The 13,302-nt window shown below is 73.2% G+C and carries 12 protein-coding genes; 2 read left to right on the top strand and 10 right to left on the bottom strand.

Features of this window, described 5'->3' with window-relative positions:
- Nucleotides 1-29: 29 nt before the first annotated feature.
- The 7 genes from ACSNOG_RS13540 to ACSNOG_RS13510 form a co-directional block, all read right to left on the bottom strand.
- Nucleotides 30-1,649: an MFS transporter gene (locus ACSNOG_RS13540; RefSeq protein WP_436752876.1), complete on the bottom strand. Its 1,620-nt coding sequence runs from the start codon at nt 1,647-1,649 to the stop codon at nt 30-32.
- Nucleotides 1,650-1,761: 112 nt separating this feature from the next.
- On the bottom strand, nt 1,762-2,784 hold the full coding sequence (gene fbaA, locus ACSNOG_RS13535) for a class II fructose-bisphosphate aldolase (protein WP_106682282.1): 1,023 nt from the start codon (nt 2,782-2,784) through the stop codon (nt 1,762-1,764).
- A 229-nt stretch (nt 2,785-3,013) separates the two neighbouring features.
- Nucleotides 3,014-3,556 (bottom strand): orotate phosphoribosyltransferase, encoded by a 543-nt coding sequence (gene pyrE / locus ACSNOG_RS13530; protein WP_436752875.1) that lies wholly within the window; start codon nt 3,554-3,556, stop codon nt 3,014-3,016.
- A 4-nt stretch (nt 3,557-3,560) separates the two neighbouring features.
- A complete protein-coding gene (locus tag ACSNOG_RS13525) occupies nt 3,561-4,409 on the bottom strand; it encodes an aldose 1-epimerase (protein WP_436752874.1) in 849 nt (282 codons plus the stop codon).
- A gap of 195 nt (nt 4,410-4,604) precedes the next feature.
- The gene (locus ACSNOG_RS13520; RefSeq protein ID WP_436752873.1) at nt 4,605-5,414 is read right to left on the bottom strand and encodes an SRPBCC domain-containing protein; all 810 of its coding nucleotides are present in this window, start codon (nt 5,412-5,414) and stop codon (nt 4,605-4,607) included.
- Between the two features lie 113 nt (nt 5,415-5,527).
- Nucleotides 5,528-6,178 carry an NAD(P)-dependent oxidoreductase gene (locus ACSNOG_RS13515; RefSeq protein ID WP_436752872.1) on the bottom strand — a complete coding sequence of 217 codons (651 nt, stop codon included), beginning with the start codon at nt 6,176-6,178 and terminating at the stop codon, nt 5,528-5,530.
- Nucleotides 6,179-6,298: 120 nt separating this feature from the next.
- Nucleotides 6,299-6,940 (bottom strand): DsbA family protein, encoded by a 642-nt coding sequence (locus tag ACSNOG_RS13510; RefSeq protein ID WP_436752871.1) that lies wholly within the window; start codon nt 6,938-6,940, stop codon nt 6,299-6,301.
- A gap of 116 nt (nt 6,941-7,056) precedes the next feature.
- Here ACSNOG_RS13510 and ACSNOG_RS13505 point away from each other — a divergent pair, with 116 nt between their 5' ends.
- Entirely contained in the window at nt 7,057-7,968 is a 912-nt protein-coding gene (locus ACSNOG_RS13505) for a helix-turn-helix domain-containing protein (RefSeq protein ID WP_436752870.1), read from the top strand.
- Nucleotides 7,969-8,008: 40 nt separating this feature from the next.
- On the opposite strand, the gene ACSNOG_RS13500 is transcribed toward ACSNOG_RS13505, so the two are convergent.
- The 3 genes from ACSNOG_RS13500 to ACSNOG_RS13490 all read right to left on the bottom strand — a co-directional run bounded on the left by ACSNOG_RS13500 (nt 8,009) and on the right by ACSNOG_RS13490 (nt 11,730).
- Nucleotides 8,009-9,592, bottom strand: coding sequence for a polyamine aminopropyltransferase (locus tag ACSNOG_RS13500; protein ID WP_436752869.1), 1,584 nt, complete (start codon nt 9,590-9,592; stop codon nt 8,009-8,011).
- Between the two features lie 53 nt (nt 9,593-9,645).
- Nucleotides 9,646-10,167, bottom strand: coding sequence for a DUF2617 family protein (locus tag ACSNOG_RS13495; RefSeq protein WP_436752868.1), 522 nt, complete (start codon nt 10,165-10,167; stop codon nt 9,646-9,648).
- A 393-nt stretch (nt 10,168-10,560) separates the two neighbouring features.
- Nucleotides 10,561-11,730: an aminotransferase class I/II-fold pyridoxal phosphate-dependent enzyme gene (locus tag ACSNOG_RS13490; protein ID WP_436752867.1), complete on the bottom strand. Its 1,170-nt coding sequence runs from the start codon at nt 11,728-11,730 to the stop codon at nt 10,561-10,563.
- A 328-nt stretch (nt 11,731-12,058) separates the two neighbouring features.
- Between ACSNOG_RS13490 and ACSNOG_RS13485 the strand changes: the two genes are divergently transcribed.
- Nucleotides 12,059-13,273, top strand: coding sequence for a hypothetical protein (locus ACSNOG_RS13485; protein WP_436752866.1), 1,215 nt, complete (start codon nt 12,059-12,061; stop codon nt 13,271-13,273).
- Nucleotides 13,274-13,302: the final 29 nt, after the last annotated feature.

Below are 13,302 nucleotides of genomic sequence, written 5' to 3'. Positions count from 1 at the left end.
CACGACTTGCACGGCGCCGCCGCGCCCGGTCACGCGTCCCCGGGGTCCAGCGGCGGCGAGGCCGTGCCGCAGTGGTAGGCGGCCTCCGGGTGGCAGGGCTCCTCGCCGGTGGGCTTGGGGGCGCGCAGGCACGTCGAGCGGACCGTGAACCAGGCCAGTGCCGCGCCCAGCACCAGGGAGCCCGCGCACCAGTACATCGCCTTGCGGAAGGTGTCGCCGAACGCCTCGGGGTCGCGGTAGGCGTCCGGGCCCATGCCCACCAGCAGGGGCAGCGCGGCCACGGCGACCAGGCCCGCCGCGCGGGCGGCCGCGTTGTTGATGCCGCTGGCCAGTCCGGCGCGGGCCACGTCCACGGAGGCCAGGACCGTCGCCGTGAGCGGGGCGACCAGCGCGGTCATGCCCAGGCCGAGGACGACGAGCGCGGGCAGCACGTCCGACCAGTACGAGGAGCCGCCGTCGACGCGGGCCATCAGCAGCATGCCGGCCGCGCACAGCAGGGACCCCGCCGTGAGCGGCAGCCGCGGGCCGATGCGCTGGGCGATCTCCCCGGAGCGGGCCGACAGCAGCAGCATCAGCACCGTGGTCGGCAGCAGGGCCGTGCCCGCCGCGAGCGCCGACCAGCCCAGCACGACCTGCAGCTGCAGCACGGAGAGGAAGAAGAAGCCGCTGAAGGCCGCGTAGACGAACACCGTGACGGCGTTGATCGACGAGAACAGGCGGATGGAGAAGATCTCCATCGGGAGCATGGGGCCGGGTCTGCGGGCCTCCACCCGGCAGAACGCGACGCCCAAGAGGACGCCGGCGACCGCGGGGCCGATCACCCAGGCCGAAGCGCCCTTGTCGGGGGCCGCGATCAGCGCGTACGTCACCGCGCCGAGGGCGAGCGCGCCCAGCGCCGCACCGAGCACGTCGAAGCGCCCGCCGGCGTTCGGGTCGCGCGTCTCCGGTACGTACTTCACGGCCACGGGGACGCACACCGCCGCCAGCGGCAGGTTGATCAGGAACACCCAGCGCCAGCCCGGGCCGTCCACCAGCCAGCCGCCGACGAACGGGCCGATCGCGGAGGCCACCCCGCCCAGCCCCGACCACGCGCCGACGGCCGCGGCCCGGTCCCCGGGGCGGAAGACGGCCTGGATGAGGGCGAGCGAGCCGGGGGTGAGCAGCGCGCCGCCGATGCCCTGGAGGGCGCGCGCCGCGATCAGCACCCCGGCGTTCGGGGCCATCCCGCACAGGAGCGAGGCGAGGGCGAACCACACCACGCCGACGACGAAGATCCGGCGGCGGCCGAAGCGGTCCCCCAGCGCACCGCCCAGCAGGATCAGGCCGGCGAGGGTGAGCATGTAGGCGTTGACGGTCCACTGCAGGCCGGCCAGGTCCGCGCCGAGGTCCCGGCCGATGTGCGGCAGGGCGACGTTGACGACGGTGCTGTCGAGCATGGCCATGCCCGAGCCGAGGACGGCCGTCAGGAGCACCGCGCGCCCCGTGGCGGTACCCAGGCGCACTCCGGGGCCGCCGTCGGCCGCGAGGGGCTCTCCCGCGGCCCCGGCCCGCCCCGCTGCCGGGGACGGGGACAGAGGCGGGGACGTGGACGGGAGCGGAGGACGCTCGGAGCCGGGCCCGCGTCCGGGGTCCGGTGCGGAGTCGCTCATGCCGCGATCATCCCCCGGCCGGGCGGGCGCGGCCACGCGAAGGGCCCGGCCCCGCTCGGTGAGCGGGACCGGGCCCTCGAAGCCGTACGGGCAGCCGTGGCTGCGCCGGTGGCTACTTCAGCTTGGTGCCGGTGGAGCGCAGGTCCGCGCACGCCTTGGTGACGCGCTCGGCCATGCTCGCCTCGGCCAGCTTGCCCCAGGTGCGCGGGTCGTAGGTCTTCTTGTCGCCGACCTCGCCGTCGACCTTCAGGACGCCGTCGTAGTTCTTGAACATGTGGGCCGCCACCGGACGGGTGAAGGCGTACTGGGTGTCGGTGTCGAGGTTCATCTTCACGACGCCGTTCTCCAGCGCGGTGCGGATCTCCTCCTCCGTGGAGCCGGAGCCGCCGTGGAAGACGAAGTCGAACGGGTCGGCCTTGCCGTGCTTGGCGGCGATGCCGTCCTGCAGCTCGCGGAGCAGCTCGGGGCGGAGCACGACGTTGCCCGGCTTGTAGACGCCGTGGACGTTGCCGAAGGAGGCGGCCAGCAGGTAGCGGCCCTTCTCGCCCAGGCCCAGGGCCTCGGCGGTGCGCTCGACGTCGGCGACGGTGGTGTAAAGGTCGTCGTTGATCTCGTGGGAGACGCCGTCCTCCTCGCCACCGGTCGGGGTGATCTCGACCTCGAGGATGATCTTCGCCTTCACGGCCTCGGCGAGGAGCTCCTTCGCGATGGCGAGGTTCTCGTCGAGCTTCTCGGCGGAGCCGTCCCACATGTGGGACTGGAAGAGCGGGTTCTGACCGGCGGCGACGCGCTCCTGGGAGATCGCGAGCAGCGGGCGGACGTAGCCGTCCAGCTTGTCCTTCGGGCAGTGGTCGGTGTGCAGCGCGATGTTGACCGGGTACTTCTTGGCGACGACGTGCGCGAACTCGGCGAGCGCGACGGCGCCCGAGACCATGTCCTTGCTGTACTGACCGCCCAGGAACTCCGCACCGCCGGTGGAGATCTGGATGATGCCGTCGCTCTCCGCCTCGGCGAAACCGCGCAGCGCGGCGTGGAGGGTCTGCGTCGAGGTGACGTTGATGGCCGGGTAGGCGAACTTGCCTGCCTTCGCCCGGTCGAGCATCTCGTTGTAGACCTCGGGGGTTGCGATGGGCATCTGTCCGCTCCTTGTGATGTGCGGGTACGGGCGTGGTTCGGGGCCCTGACCTAGGGGGCGACGGTCATCGTCGCCCCCATACTCCCAGACTCCCCGAATTACTCCACATGAGGCTCACCACGCTCATTTGAGCCCGGGCATGCACAGGGGGTGTGGTTTCACGTGAAACCACACCCCCGGGCCTGGACGCCGCAGGGAAACGGCCGGCCAGGCAGAAGAAAACAGCAGGTCAGGACAGACCCAGGTCCCCCAGCGCATAGCCGGTGACGTAACGCAGGCCGGCACCCTCGATCGCGGAAGCGGCCCCGCGGTCGACGATCGTCGCGACCGCGACGACCTCCGCGCCCGCCTCGCGCGCCGCCTCGACGGCGGTCAGCGGGGAGCCACCGGTGGTCGAGGTGTCCTCGACCACCAGGACGCGGCGGCCCTTGATGTCCGGGCCCTCGATGCGGCGCTGCATGCCGTGGGTCTTCTGCGCCTTGCGGACGACGAACGCGTCCAGCTTGCGGCCGCGCGCGGCGGCGGCGTGCAGCATCGACGTGGCCACCGGGTCCGCGCCCAGGGTGAGCCCGCCCACGGCGTCGAAGTCCAGGTCGGCCGTGGCGTCCAGCATGACCTGGCCGACCAGCGGCGCGGCCTCGGCGTCCAGGGTGATCCGGCGCAGGTCGATGTAGTAGTCGGCCTCCTTGCCGGAGGAGAGGGTCACCTTGCCGTGGACCACGGCCTTGTCCTTGATCTGCTGCAGCAGGGCGTCGCGGGTGCTCATGCCCATGAGCTTAGGCCAGCGTCCGCCAGGTCCACGTCGTCGAGATCTCCAGCGGGTCGATGGGCGTGACGAGGCGCGGCAGGGTGTTCAGGCCGTTGGGCGGGCCCGACTGCGGCTCGACGCAGACGGCCGCCTCCTGCTCGTCGTAGACGACGACCCACTCGGCGCGGCTCGCCACCTTCAGCTCCAGCGCGCCGGGCCAGGTCAGGGTCACGTCGACGCCGTCGGGCATCCCGAAGCAGTCGTCCCAGGGGCCCGGGAGGGGGTCGATACGGCGGCCGGTGGGGATGTGGTCGTCGCCGCGCTCCTCCTGCCAGCCGGGGGTGAAGTCGAGCCGGACGTCCTCACCGGCGCCGAGGTTGCGCAGGAACCAGGGGTGCCAGCCGGCCTGCGCCGGGAAGGAGTCGCTCGCCGCCTCCACGCCCATGGTGAGGGTGACGGCATCGGGGGCCAGCTCGACCAGCTGCGTGACCCGGCCGGGGTACGGCCAGGGCGCGGCGAGGTCGTAGGTGAAGGCGGCGGAGGAGGCGTCCGCCCGGGCCGTGCGCCAGGCCGTGTCGCGGCCGGTGCCGTGGATGGCGTGAGGAGGGTGGTTGACGGGCATCTGGTGCCGCTCGCCGCCGTTGCGGAACTGTCCCAGCTCGATCCGGCCGCACCACGGGACCATGGGGAAGCAGCCGTACTTGTCGCCTTGGCGCAGGAGTTCGGTCCCGCCGATGCGGAGGCTGGTCAGCCGGCAGCCGTGTGCGGGATCCACCGTGAGCTCGGCGTCCCCGGCCTTGAGCTGGACCGGCTGCGCGGACCCGTCGATGCGTCCGGAGCGGTCGCCGGCGTCGTCTGTGCGTACGTCATTCGTCACGGTTACGACCCTATGGGCATCCGCCGCCGCGGGCATCCGGCCCGGGACAGGAGCAACCGTTCGCGGGACCCGACCGGGCGTCAGCGACCCCTCGGCAGCCACGTTTCGGCCCGCTGGCAGGCCGTCAGGCCGCCGGTCCGCGGACCAGCCGTCCGCCGATCCACCGGCCCGGCAGGCCGCCGGTCGGCCGGGCCGTCAGCGGCGGCGGCGCAGCACGCGTCCGACCACGACCGCCGACGCCAGCGCCACCGCAGCGGCCGGGGCCGCCCACCGCAGGGCGGTCGCCGTCGCCGAGGCCGCCTCCGGCGCCGGGACGGGGGCGTAGCGGCCGCGGGGCGGCGCGTGGTCGACCTCCTCGGCGCTGCGGCCGATCATCGTGCGGCGGGCGTGCGCGGCCTCGGCCGGCGGCTCGTCGTCGTCCACGTCGTCCACCTCGTCCTCGTCGAGGTCGTCGGCCAGGTCGTCCGCGAGGTCGTCGTCGGCCGAGGGGTCGAGGGACGGCGACGGAACGGCCGTGTCGAAGACGCTGCCGCCCTCCAGCCGGGGGCCGCCGCCGGCCTCCTCCTCCGCATCCTCGCGCAGCTCCTCCACCAGCGCCGCGGCGAAACGGTCCAGCAGTCTGCGCGCGGTCGCCTCGGTGGTCTTCTCGTCGAACTCGGCCAGACGGCCGCCGGTGGTCACCGTCCCGGCGCACGTCAGCCGCGAGCCGCCCGGCGCCTCCGCCAGCACGCCCTGCAGCGTCAGCGCCACCGTCCCGGAGCCCCGCACCTCGGCGCCCGTGCCGGAGAGCTCGTACGCACCCTCCCGCTCGGTCAGCCGCAGGTGGCCCCGGTAGGTGATGGTCGAGCCGCCTATGCGCAGCCGCAGCCGCCCGGCGACGGTCTCACCGGAGGCGTCGGCACTGTCCTGGTGCAGGCCGGGAACGCACCGGGCCACCCGCGCCGGATCGGCGAGGACCCGGCGCACCGCCTCGACGGGGAACGGAACGAACACCTCATGCTCCATATCAAGCGAGCCTACCCACCGGGCCCCTCACCAGGGCCTCTCGGGACGGATTTTCGTGGAGCCCGCCGCCGCCCGGCTTCCGTCACGGCGGCCCCCGGTCGCCGGTACGGGCCTCAGTCGCCGACCGTGAAGCGCTCGCCGATGTGGTTCGCCTCCTCGATCTCGTCGACGAGGGCCACCGCGTAGTCCTCGGCGGAGATCCGCGACTTACCGTTCCCGTCCACGACGAGGTCGTCCAGGGCCGTGCGGTAGGTGCCCGTGCGCTCGCCCGGCTCGATGAGGCCCGCGGGGCTGAGGTTGGTCCAGCGCACGTCGGTCACGGTGCGGTAGTAGTCCAGGGCGTCACCGTGGGCGTGCATGATCTGCAGCAGGAACTCGGGCAGCCCCTCGGCGTCCCACACCTGCTTGCCGTCCGGCGTGCGCAGCGAGCCCGCACCGCCGACCGTGATCAGCCGCGGCGCCTTGTCGCCGAGCGCGCGGACCCCGGCCACCAGCGACTTCGCCGCGGGCTCGATGGTCGCGACGTGCCCGGGACCGTCACCACCGCCGACCGCGCTGACGACGACGTCCTGGCCCTGGGCCACGGCCTCGACGGAACGGGGGTCGAGGACGTCACCGGTGACGACCGTCAGGTTCTCGTGCTTCTCGGTGAGCTTCGCGGGGTCGCGGACGACGGCCGTGACCTGGTGGCCGCGGTCCAGGGCCTCGCGCAGGACGCGGCTGCCGATGGTGCCGTTGGCGCCGAAGAGGGCGATCTTCGCCATGGGGTTCTTCTCCTCAGGAAGTGCAGTGCAAAAGCTGCTGAAGTGGGGGTGGTCCGAAGGGGGAGTGCTGGTCCGAAGGGAGGTGCCGGTCCGACGTGGGGAACCAGCAGGCGTCGGTGATCAGTGCTGGTCGAGAGCGCGGGTGAGCCCGCGGGCGCTGGTCGTCGGGCCGCCGAGCCGCCGCAGCCCGCCGGGCGTGTGCAGCAGCAGCGTCGGGAAGCTGTCGACGCCCAGCCGCCGGACCTCCCGGAACTCGGCCTCCGCGGCGCGCCGCGTGGCCGGGTCGGCGAAGGCGGCGACGGCCGCGTCGGCGTCCACGCCGCCGAGCCCGGAGGCGACCGCCCGCACCGTCTCCGGGTCGGACAGGCTCCGCCCGTCCACGTACCAGGCGCGCTGCAGTGCACCCGCGAACTCCAGTGTCCGCTCGGGGGCCTGCTCGCGCAGCGCGGCGAGGGCCGTTGCGGCGGCGGCCGAGTCCAGGACCGCCGAGCCGTCGGCGAACGCCTTCGCGTAGCCCGGGCCGAAGACCGCACCGGTCAGCTCGCCGATCCGGGCGTCCGCCTGGGGAATGTAGGGATAGGCGGACACCGGCTGCGCCCGCGGGCCGGTGAACAGCCCGCCGCTGAGCACCGTCAGCTCGATGCGGTCGGCATTCGCCTCCGCGAATTCCCGGATGGTGGGGCCGTAGCCGTAGCACCAGCCGCAGTAGGCGTCGAAGGCGTACGTCAGCTGGTGCCGCGCGGTGTCTTTCTGCCGTGCCATGTCCGTCCCTGCATTTCTCTTGCCCGCACTGGCTTGTGCGTTCCCGCACCGGCTTGTGCGTTACGACCACGCTAAAGGCGTTTTTCGCCCATAAACAGGTAAGCTCGCGTCTCGTCATGGTGAAAAAGCGACACGACGACGGGAAGCATTCCGCCGGGGAGATCATCGAGCTCGTCTACCAGGCCCCGCCCGGCACGCCCGCCGGCGTCGAGGTGATGCCGGTGGCCGAGCTGCGCACGCGTGCCCCCGAGGGCCTCCTGGGCACCCCGCAGCGGCTCGATTTCCACCAGATCATCGCCGTCCGCTCCGGCGCGACCGCGCACACCGTCGACTTCACCGGTCACTGGCTCGAAGAGGGATCGGTGCTGTGGGTGCGCCCGGGACAGGTGCAGCAGTTCGGCGACCCCGAGCTGATCGAGGGCACGGTCGTCCTCGTCCAGCCCGGTTTCCTGCCGTCCGGCAGCCCCGTGGCGGCGGTGGCCGACGATCCCTTCCGCCCGGTGGTGTGGCAGCCGGTGGGCCAGGACCGCGAGGCCGTCTTCTGCGCCGTGGGCCACCTCGAAGCGGACTTCCGCACGGGCACCGGCCTGCCCTCCGATGTGCACACCGACGTCCTGCGGCACCTGCTGTCCGTGCTGGTGCTGCGGCTCGCGCACCTGACGGCCCCCGTCGGCAGCAGGGTGCCCGCCCCGGCCGACGCCTTCCTGCGCTTCCGGGCCGCCGTCGAGCGGGACTTCGCCACCAGCCACCGGGTCGCCGACTACGCCCGGGCGCTCGGCTACTCCTCCCGGACGCTCTCGCGGGCGACGGCGGCCGCGGCCGGGGTGGGCGCCAAGGAGTTCATCGACCGGCGGGTGATGCTGGAGGCCAAGCGGCTGCTCGCGCACAGCGGGCTGCCCGCCGCGCGGATCGCGGGCCGGATCGGCTTCGACGACGCGGCGAACTTCTCCAAGTTCTTCCAGCACCGGGAAGGGTGCTCACCGGGCGCCTTCCGCAGCCGCATGCGCGGCCCCGCCGCTCCCTCTTGAGCCGGTCCTCTCACTTCCCCTCACTCCCCCGCACTTCCCCTCACTCCCCGTACCGCGGGTGCATCAGTGTGGACGGCCGCAGCCCCGGCTCCCTGCTGCGCTCGGCCGCCCGCCCGGCCGCCATCAGGCCCTCGTGGTCGAGGGAGAGCAGAGGGGGCCGCACCGGTGGGAGCTGCAGCGGCAGCGGCTCGCGGGCGGCGAGGAGGAAGCTCCAGTCCTCGCCCTCGCCGCCGCGCGCGGGGCCGCGGCCCGGGCCGCCGGAGAAGCCGCTGCCGTCGACGCGGTAGGGCCTGCTGTACAGCCCGGACGCGCGGACCGTGGCATCGACCGTCCAGAAGACGTGGGGGCGGGCGGCGAGCGTGCCGGCGTGGACGGCGAGCCGCCCGCCGGGGGCCAGCCGGCGCTCCACCAGGCCGTAGAACTCCTGGGAGTAGAGCTTGGTGCTGGGGGTGATGCCGGGGTCGGGGAGGTCGGAGACGACCACGTCGAAGGAGGCCTCGCCGGGCGGGCGGGAGCGCAGCCATTCGAAGGCGTCGTCCGTGACGAGCCGGACCCTCGGATCGCGGTAGGCCGCGTGGTTGAGGGCCACGAGGTCGGGGTGGGTGCGGGCCAGGCGCAGCACGGCCGCGTCGACTTCCACGACGGTCACCGAGGCGACGTCCTCGTAGCGCAGCACCTCGCGGACGGCGAGGCCGTCGCCGCCGCCGAGGACGAGGACCCTGCGGTGCGGGCCGTACATCGCGGGGTGGACGAGGGCCTCGTGGTAGCGGAATTCGTCGTTGCTATTGACCCTCAGGCGGCCGTCGAGGAAGAGCGAGAGCGGCTTGCCGCTCGCGCCGCCGCCGGTCAGGACGACCTCCTGGACCCCGGACTGGACGGCCACGCGGACGTCGCCGCCGTAGACGGCGTGGCGGGCGGCCCGCTCGAAGGGGCCGCTGAGGGCCGAGCAGGTGGCGAGGAGGGCGAGGACGAGGCCGTTGGCGGCGACGAGCGTCCAGCGGGTGCGCACGCTCAGGTCGCCGCGGAAGAGCCAGAGGACGAGGGCGCCGCCGGCGACGGCGTTGACGCCGCCGGTCAGCAGGGCGCCCGTCAACTGCCCGAGCACGGGCAGCAGGAGGAAGGGGAAGGCCAGGCCGCCGACGAGGGCGCCCACGTAGTCGGCGGCGAAGAGGTCGGCGACGGCGCCGCCCGCGTCCTGGCGGCGGATGCGCTGGATGAGGGTCATCAGCAGGGGCACTTCGGCGCCGATGAGCACGCCGATGGCGAGGGAGAAGCCGACCAGGGCCGGTCGCGCCTGGCCGAGCCAGGCGAAGCAGGCGTAGAGCGCCATGGCCGACAGCCCGCCTATGAGCGCCAGCACGGCCTCGACCGCGGCGAAGCCCAGGGCGGCGCGCCTGCGCAGGCGCTTGGCGAGCAGCGAGCCGATGCCCATCGCGAAGACCATGACCGACAGCACGACGGACGCCTGGGTGACGGAGTCGCCGATGAGATACGAGGCCAGGGCGACCAGCTCCAGCTCGTACACCAGCCCGCAGGCGGCGCAGATGAAGACGGTGGTCAGCACCACGAAGCGGCCGAGCCCGGCCGGTACGGGCAGCCGCGCCGGTACCGGGCGGTAGATCATGTTGCGAACGCTACGTTACGAAACGGCAACCCTTTGTCACCCACAAGGGTCTATTACGAGAGTGCCGCCGCCGTCCGTGCCCCCACTCTCGTGCGCGTCGCGACCAGCCGCCCCTCCTGGGGGTAGGCGTGCCAGGTGCGCCAGCTGACCTGGCCGTCGCAGCGCTGCGCGAGCAGCGCGGTGAAGGCGTGCGGGCTGCCCGGGAAGGTGCCCGCCAGGCCGTAGGGGTGCTCCGCGACCAGGGCGAGGAGCTCCTGGGCGCGGCCCGCGAAGGAGCCGTGGGAGAGCGTTTCTATCCGGGCCGCGAACTCGTACTCCCAGGCCCCGATGCGCTTGGCGACCCCGAGCGGCAGCGGGGTGGCGCTGCCCGGCAGACAGGCGACCGTCTCCGAGCAGACGCCGTCGTCCTCCTCCAGCAGGACCTGGTGGGAGGCGCCCAGCAGGCGCAGCTGGACCTGGGAGTCGGCGAGTTGCAGGTCGAGCACGGCCAGCGCGGGCAGGGGGTCCTTGCCCAGGCACCAGGCGAGGTCGGCGGCGCGGGTGTCGGTGTAGGTGGTCTTGAGGGTGGTGAGCATGGGTCGGCTCCGCAAGCACGCAGTGGAGGGTGGGCCGGCCCGCCGGGGAGGACCAGAGTCTTCGGACGAGGACCAAAGTCTTCGAGTGCGCCGGCTCATGCCCACATATGAGCTGTTTCCGTGGGTCCGGGGACGGTGAATACGGGATTCCCCGCAGCCTCGACGAAGCCCGCCGGGGAGTCGTCGTCTCGGCACGTGTCCCTGAATGAGAGGGAATCATGAAATGAGCAGCGCCCACAGCGTTTTTACCCATCTCATCGTGCTTTCCATCCACGCGAGGGCCGAGCAGTTCAACTGTTCAGAATCTTTGCGGACCGGCGGGCTCCGCAGAACCCGCCGGATGCATATGCGATCAAGCATGGTCCGGCCGCAAAATCCGCGGACCGGCCGGGTTCAGGCGGCGTTCACCAGCTTCTCCACGGCCGAAATCACCGAATCCTCACGCTTGCAGAACGAGAAACGCACGAGATAGGACGGCGCATCGGGGCGCAGATTGAAGGCGGCCGTGGGAATGGCCACCACCCCGGCGCGCGTGGGGAGTTCACGGCAGAATCGCACGCCGTCCGAGTACCCCCACGCGCGGATGTCGGCCTGGAGGAAATACCCCGCCTCCGCGCGATAGGGGCGCAACCCGGCACTCGACAGGCCCCGGCTCAGCAGGTCGCGATTGCGCTGCAGGGTGCGCCGTAGCTCCGCCGCCCACTCCTCCACGCCGTCCAGCATCCGCGCGAGCGCCTCCTGGTAGGGCGTGCCGGAGGCGTAGGTGAGGAACTGCTTGGCGGCGCCGACCGCCCGGACGAGCTCCGCCGGCCCGCACACCCAGCCGACCTTCCAGCCGGTCACGTTGAACGTCTTGCCGGCCGACGAGATGGTCAGCGTACGCTCGCGCATCCCCTCCAGCGCGGCGATCGTCCCGTGGTGCGCGCCGTCGTAGACGAGGTGCTCGTACACCTCGTCCGTCACCACCGTCAGCCCGTGTTCGCGGCACAGGTCCGCGATGACGCCGAGCTCCCCGGCGGTGAAGACCTTGCCCGTCGGGTTGTGGGGGGTGTTGAGCACCAGCACCCGGGTGCGCGGGGTGACGGCGGCCCGCAGCGCGTCCGCGTCCAGCACGAAGACGTCGCCCTGTCCGGCGAGCGGGACGCCGACGACCTTCGCGCCGGCGAAGCGGGCGACCGCCGGGTAGGCGTCGTAGCAGGGGTCGAAGGCCAGCACCTCGTCGCCCGGGTCGCAGAGCGCGAGCAGCGCCGCGGCGAGGGCCTCCGTCGCCCCCGTCGTCACCAGCACCTCCTCCTGCGGGTCGTACTCCAGGCCGTAGCGCCGCGACTGGTGCGCCGCGACCGCCGCGCGCAGCACGGGGAAGCCGACGGCCGGCGGGTACTGGTTGCTGCCCGCCAGGACCGCCGCCGAGACGTCCTTCAGCAGGCCCGGCGGCGACGCCAGCTCCGGCACGCCCTGGCCGAGGTTGACCGCCCCCGTGCGCCGCGCGAGCTCCGTCATCTCCGTGAAGACCGAGGTGCCGAGGCCCTGCACCCGTGCGGCCGGGCTCCAGTCCTTGTTCATGCGATCCCGCTTCCCTGTCGGTTCCTGAGCCGGCCTCACGATATGCAGGCGGGTGCGCGCGGGCACAGGGCGTGCCCCAGGGGTCCCGCCCGCTCACGAGCGGCGCAGCACACGCTGCGCCGCGGACCGCGCAGACACTCCGCGATGCCCGCCGAGCGGGTGGAAGGCGCACCGCTTACGGGCGCTCCCGCTCGCGCGCGCGAGACGGGCGCCGCAAGGTCGAGGTGCCGACTAGGCCCAGTCACAGGTGCCGCCGAGGCCCCGGTCACAGGTGCCGAGAAGGCCCTGAGGCCGAGGCCGGGAGGCCGAGGATGCCGGAGGTCCCCCCGTGTCAGCCGACACCGCCGTCCCCGTCCGGGCGCCGGAGCCCCGCCCCGCGTCCGGCAACGCCCGCGTCCGCCGCGCCGAGCGGGCACGGGACGCCCTGCGCCGGGCGGCGCCCGCCCTCGCGTTCTACGCGGCGGCCCGGCTGACCGGCATGGCGACGATGGCCGCCTGGGCCTGGTGGATCGGCCGCCACCCGCGCACGCTGCTCGGCCACTCCTGGGACGGCATCTGGTACGCGGGCATCGCCCGGCACGGCTACGGCCTGATCCTGCCCTCGCCCACCAGCCGTGGCGTCGTCTTCAACGACCTCGCGTTCTTCCCGCTCTACCCCGGTCTGGTGCGGGCCGTCTCCACCGTCACCCCGCTCAGCGTCGTCGGCGCCGGCCTGGTGGTCGCCTGGCTGTCGGCCGCGGCCGCCGCCTGGGGCATCTACGCGCTGGGCGAGCGGCTGTACGGGCGCACGACGGCGACGCTGCTCGTCGTGCTGTGGGGGCTTTTGCCGCACGCGATCGTGCAGTCGATGGCGTACACCGAGCCGCTGATGACGGCGCTCGCGGCATGGGCGCTCTACGCCCTGGTCACCGGCCGGCCGCTGTGGGCCGGGGCGCTCGCCCTGCTCACCGGGCTCTCCCGGCCGAACGGGATCGCGGTCGCCGCGGCCGTCGTGTGCGTCACCGCGCTCACGCTGTGGCGGCACCCGGAGGCCCGGCGGAACCGGCGGGTGTGGGCGGGCGCAGCCCTCGCCCCGCTGGGCTGGACCGGCTACGTCGTCTGGGCCGGATACCGCTCCGGCGGCGGCCTGTTGGGCTACTTCGAGGTGCAGCGGCTGTGGGGCTCGCGGTTCGACTTCGGCCTGGACGCGCTGCGGTTCGTCCGGCACCTGATCACCGGGCGGGACTCCATGGCGTACTACATGACCGTGGCGGTCATCGCCGTCGCGCTCGTCGCGCTGGCCCTGCTGCTTCTGGAACGGCCGCGGCCGCACACGGCGCTGCTGGTCTACGCGCTCGTGCTCGTCGTCATCGCGGTCGGCGGATCGAGCTACTTCGCGTCCAAACCGCGGTTCCTGCTGCCGGCGTTCCCCCTGCTGCTCCCGGCGGCCCTGGCCCTCACGCGCGCGCGGCGGCGCACCCTGCTGACGACGCTCACGGCGATGGCCGGGCTGTCGTTCTTCTACGGGACGTATCTGCTGACGGTGGCGCGGATGCCGATGTAGGGGCGGCGGGGGCGGTCTCTTATACACAA

Origin of the sequence: Streptomyces sp. URMC 124, assembly GCF_051386455.1 — a bacterium.
GTDB lineage: Bacteria > Actinomycetota > Actinomycetes > Streptomycetales > Streptomycetaceae > Streptomyces.
The sequence above is the reverse complement of the archived record's forward strand: the minus strand, read 5'-3'. Positions and strand labels throughout refer to the sequence as shown.

Excerpts from the sequence above, each read along its gene's own strand:
- ACSNOG_RS13540 (WP_436752876.1), bottom strand. The coding sequence starts at position 1,649 with ATGAGCGACTCCGCACCGGACCCCGGACGCGGGCCCGGCTCCGAGCGT.
- fbaA (WP_106682282.1), bottom strand. The coding sequence starts at position 2,784 with ATGCCCATCGCAACCCCCGAGGTCTACAACGAGATGCTCGACCGGGCG.
- pyrE (WP_436752875.1), bottom strand. The coding sequence starts at position 3,556 with ATGGGCATGAGCACCCGCGACGCCCTGCTGCAGCAGATCAAGGACAAG.
- ACSNOG_RS13520 (WP_436752873.1), bottom strand. The coding sequence starts at position 5,414 with ATGGAGCATGAGGTGTTCGTTCCGTTCCCCGTCGAGGCGGTGCGCCGG.
- ACSNOG_RS13515 (WP_436752872.1), bottom strand. The coding sequence starts at position 6,178 with ATGGCGAAGATCGCCCTCTTCGGCGCCAACGGCACCATCGGCAGCCGC.
- ACSNOG_RS13510 (WP_436752871.1), bottom strand. The coding sequence starts at position 6,940 with ATGGCACGGCAGAAAGACACCGCGCGGCACCAGCTGACGTACGCCTTC.
- ACSNOG_RS13505 (WP_436752870.1), top strand. The coding sequence starts at position 7,057 with ATGGTGAAAAAGCGACACGACGACGGGAAGCATTCCGCCGGGGAGATC.
- ACSNOG_RS13500 (WP_436752869.1), bottom strand. The coding sequence starts at position 9,592 with ATGATCTACCGCCCGGTACCGGCGCGGCTGCCCGTACCGGCCGGGCTC.
- ACSNOG_RS13495 (WP_436752868.1), bottom strand. The coding sequence starts at position 10,167 with ATGCTCACCACCCTCAAGACCACCTACACCGACACCCGCGCCGCCGAC.
- ACSNOG_RS13490 (WP_436752867.1), bottom strand. The coding sequence starts at position 11,730 with ATGAACAAGGACTGGAGCCCGGCCGCACGGGTGCAGGGCCTCGGCACC.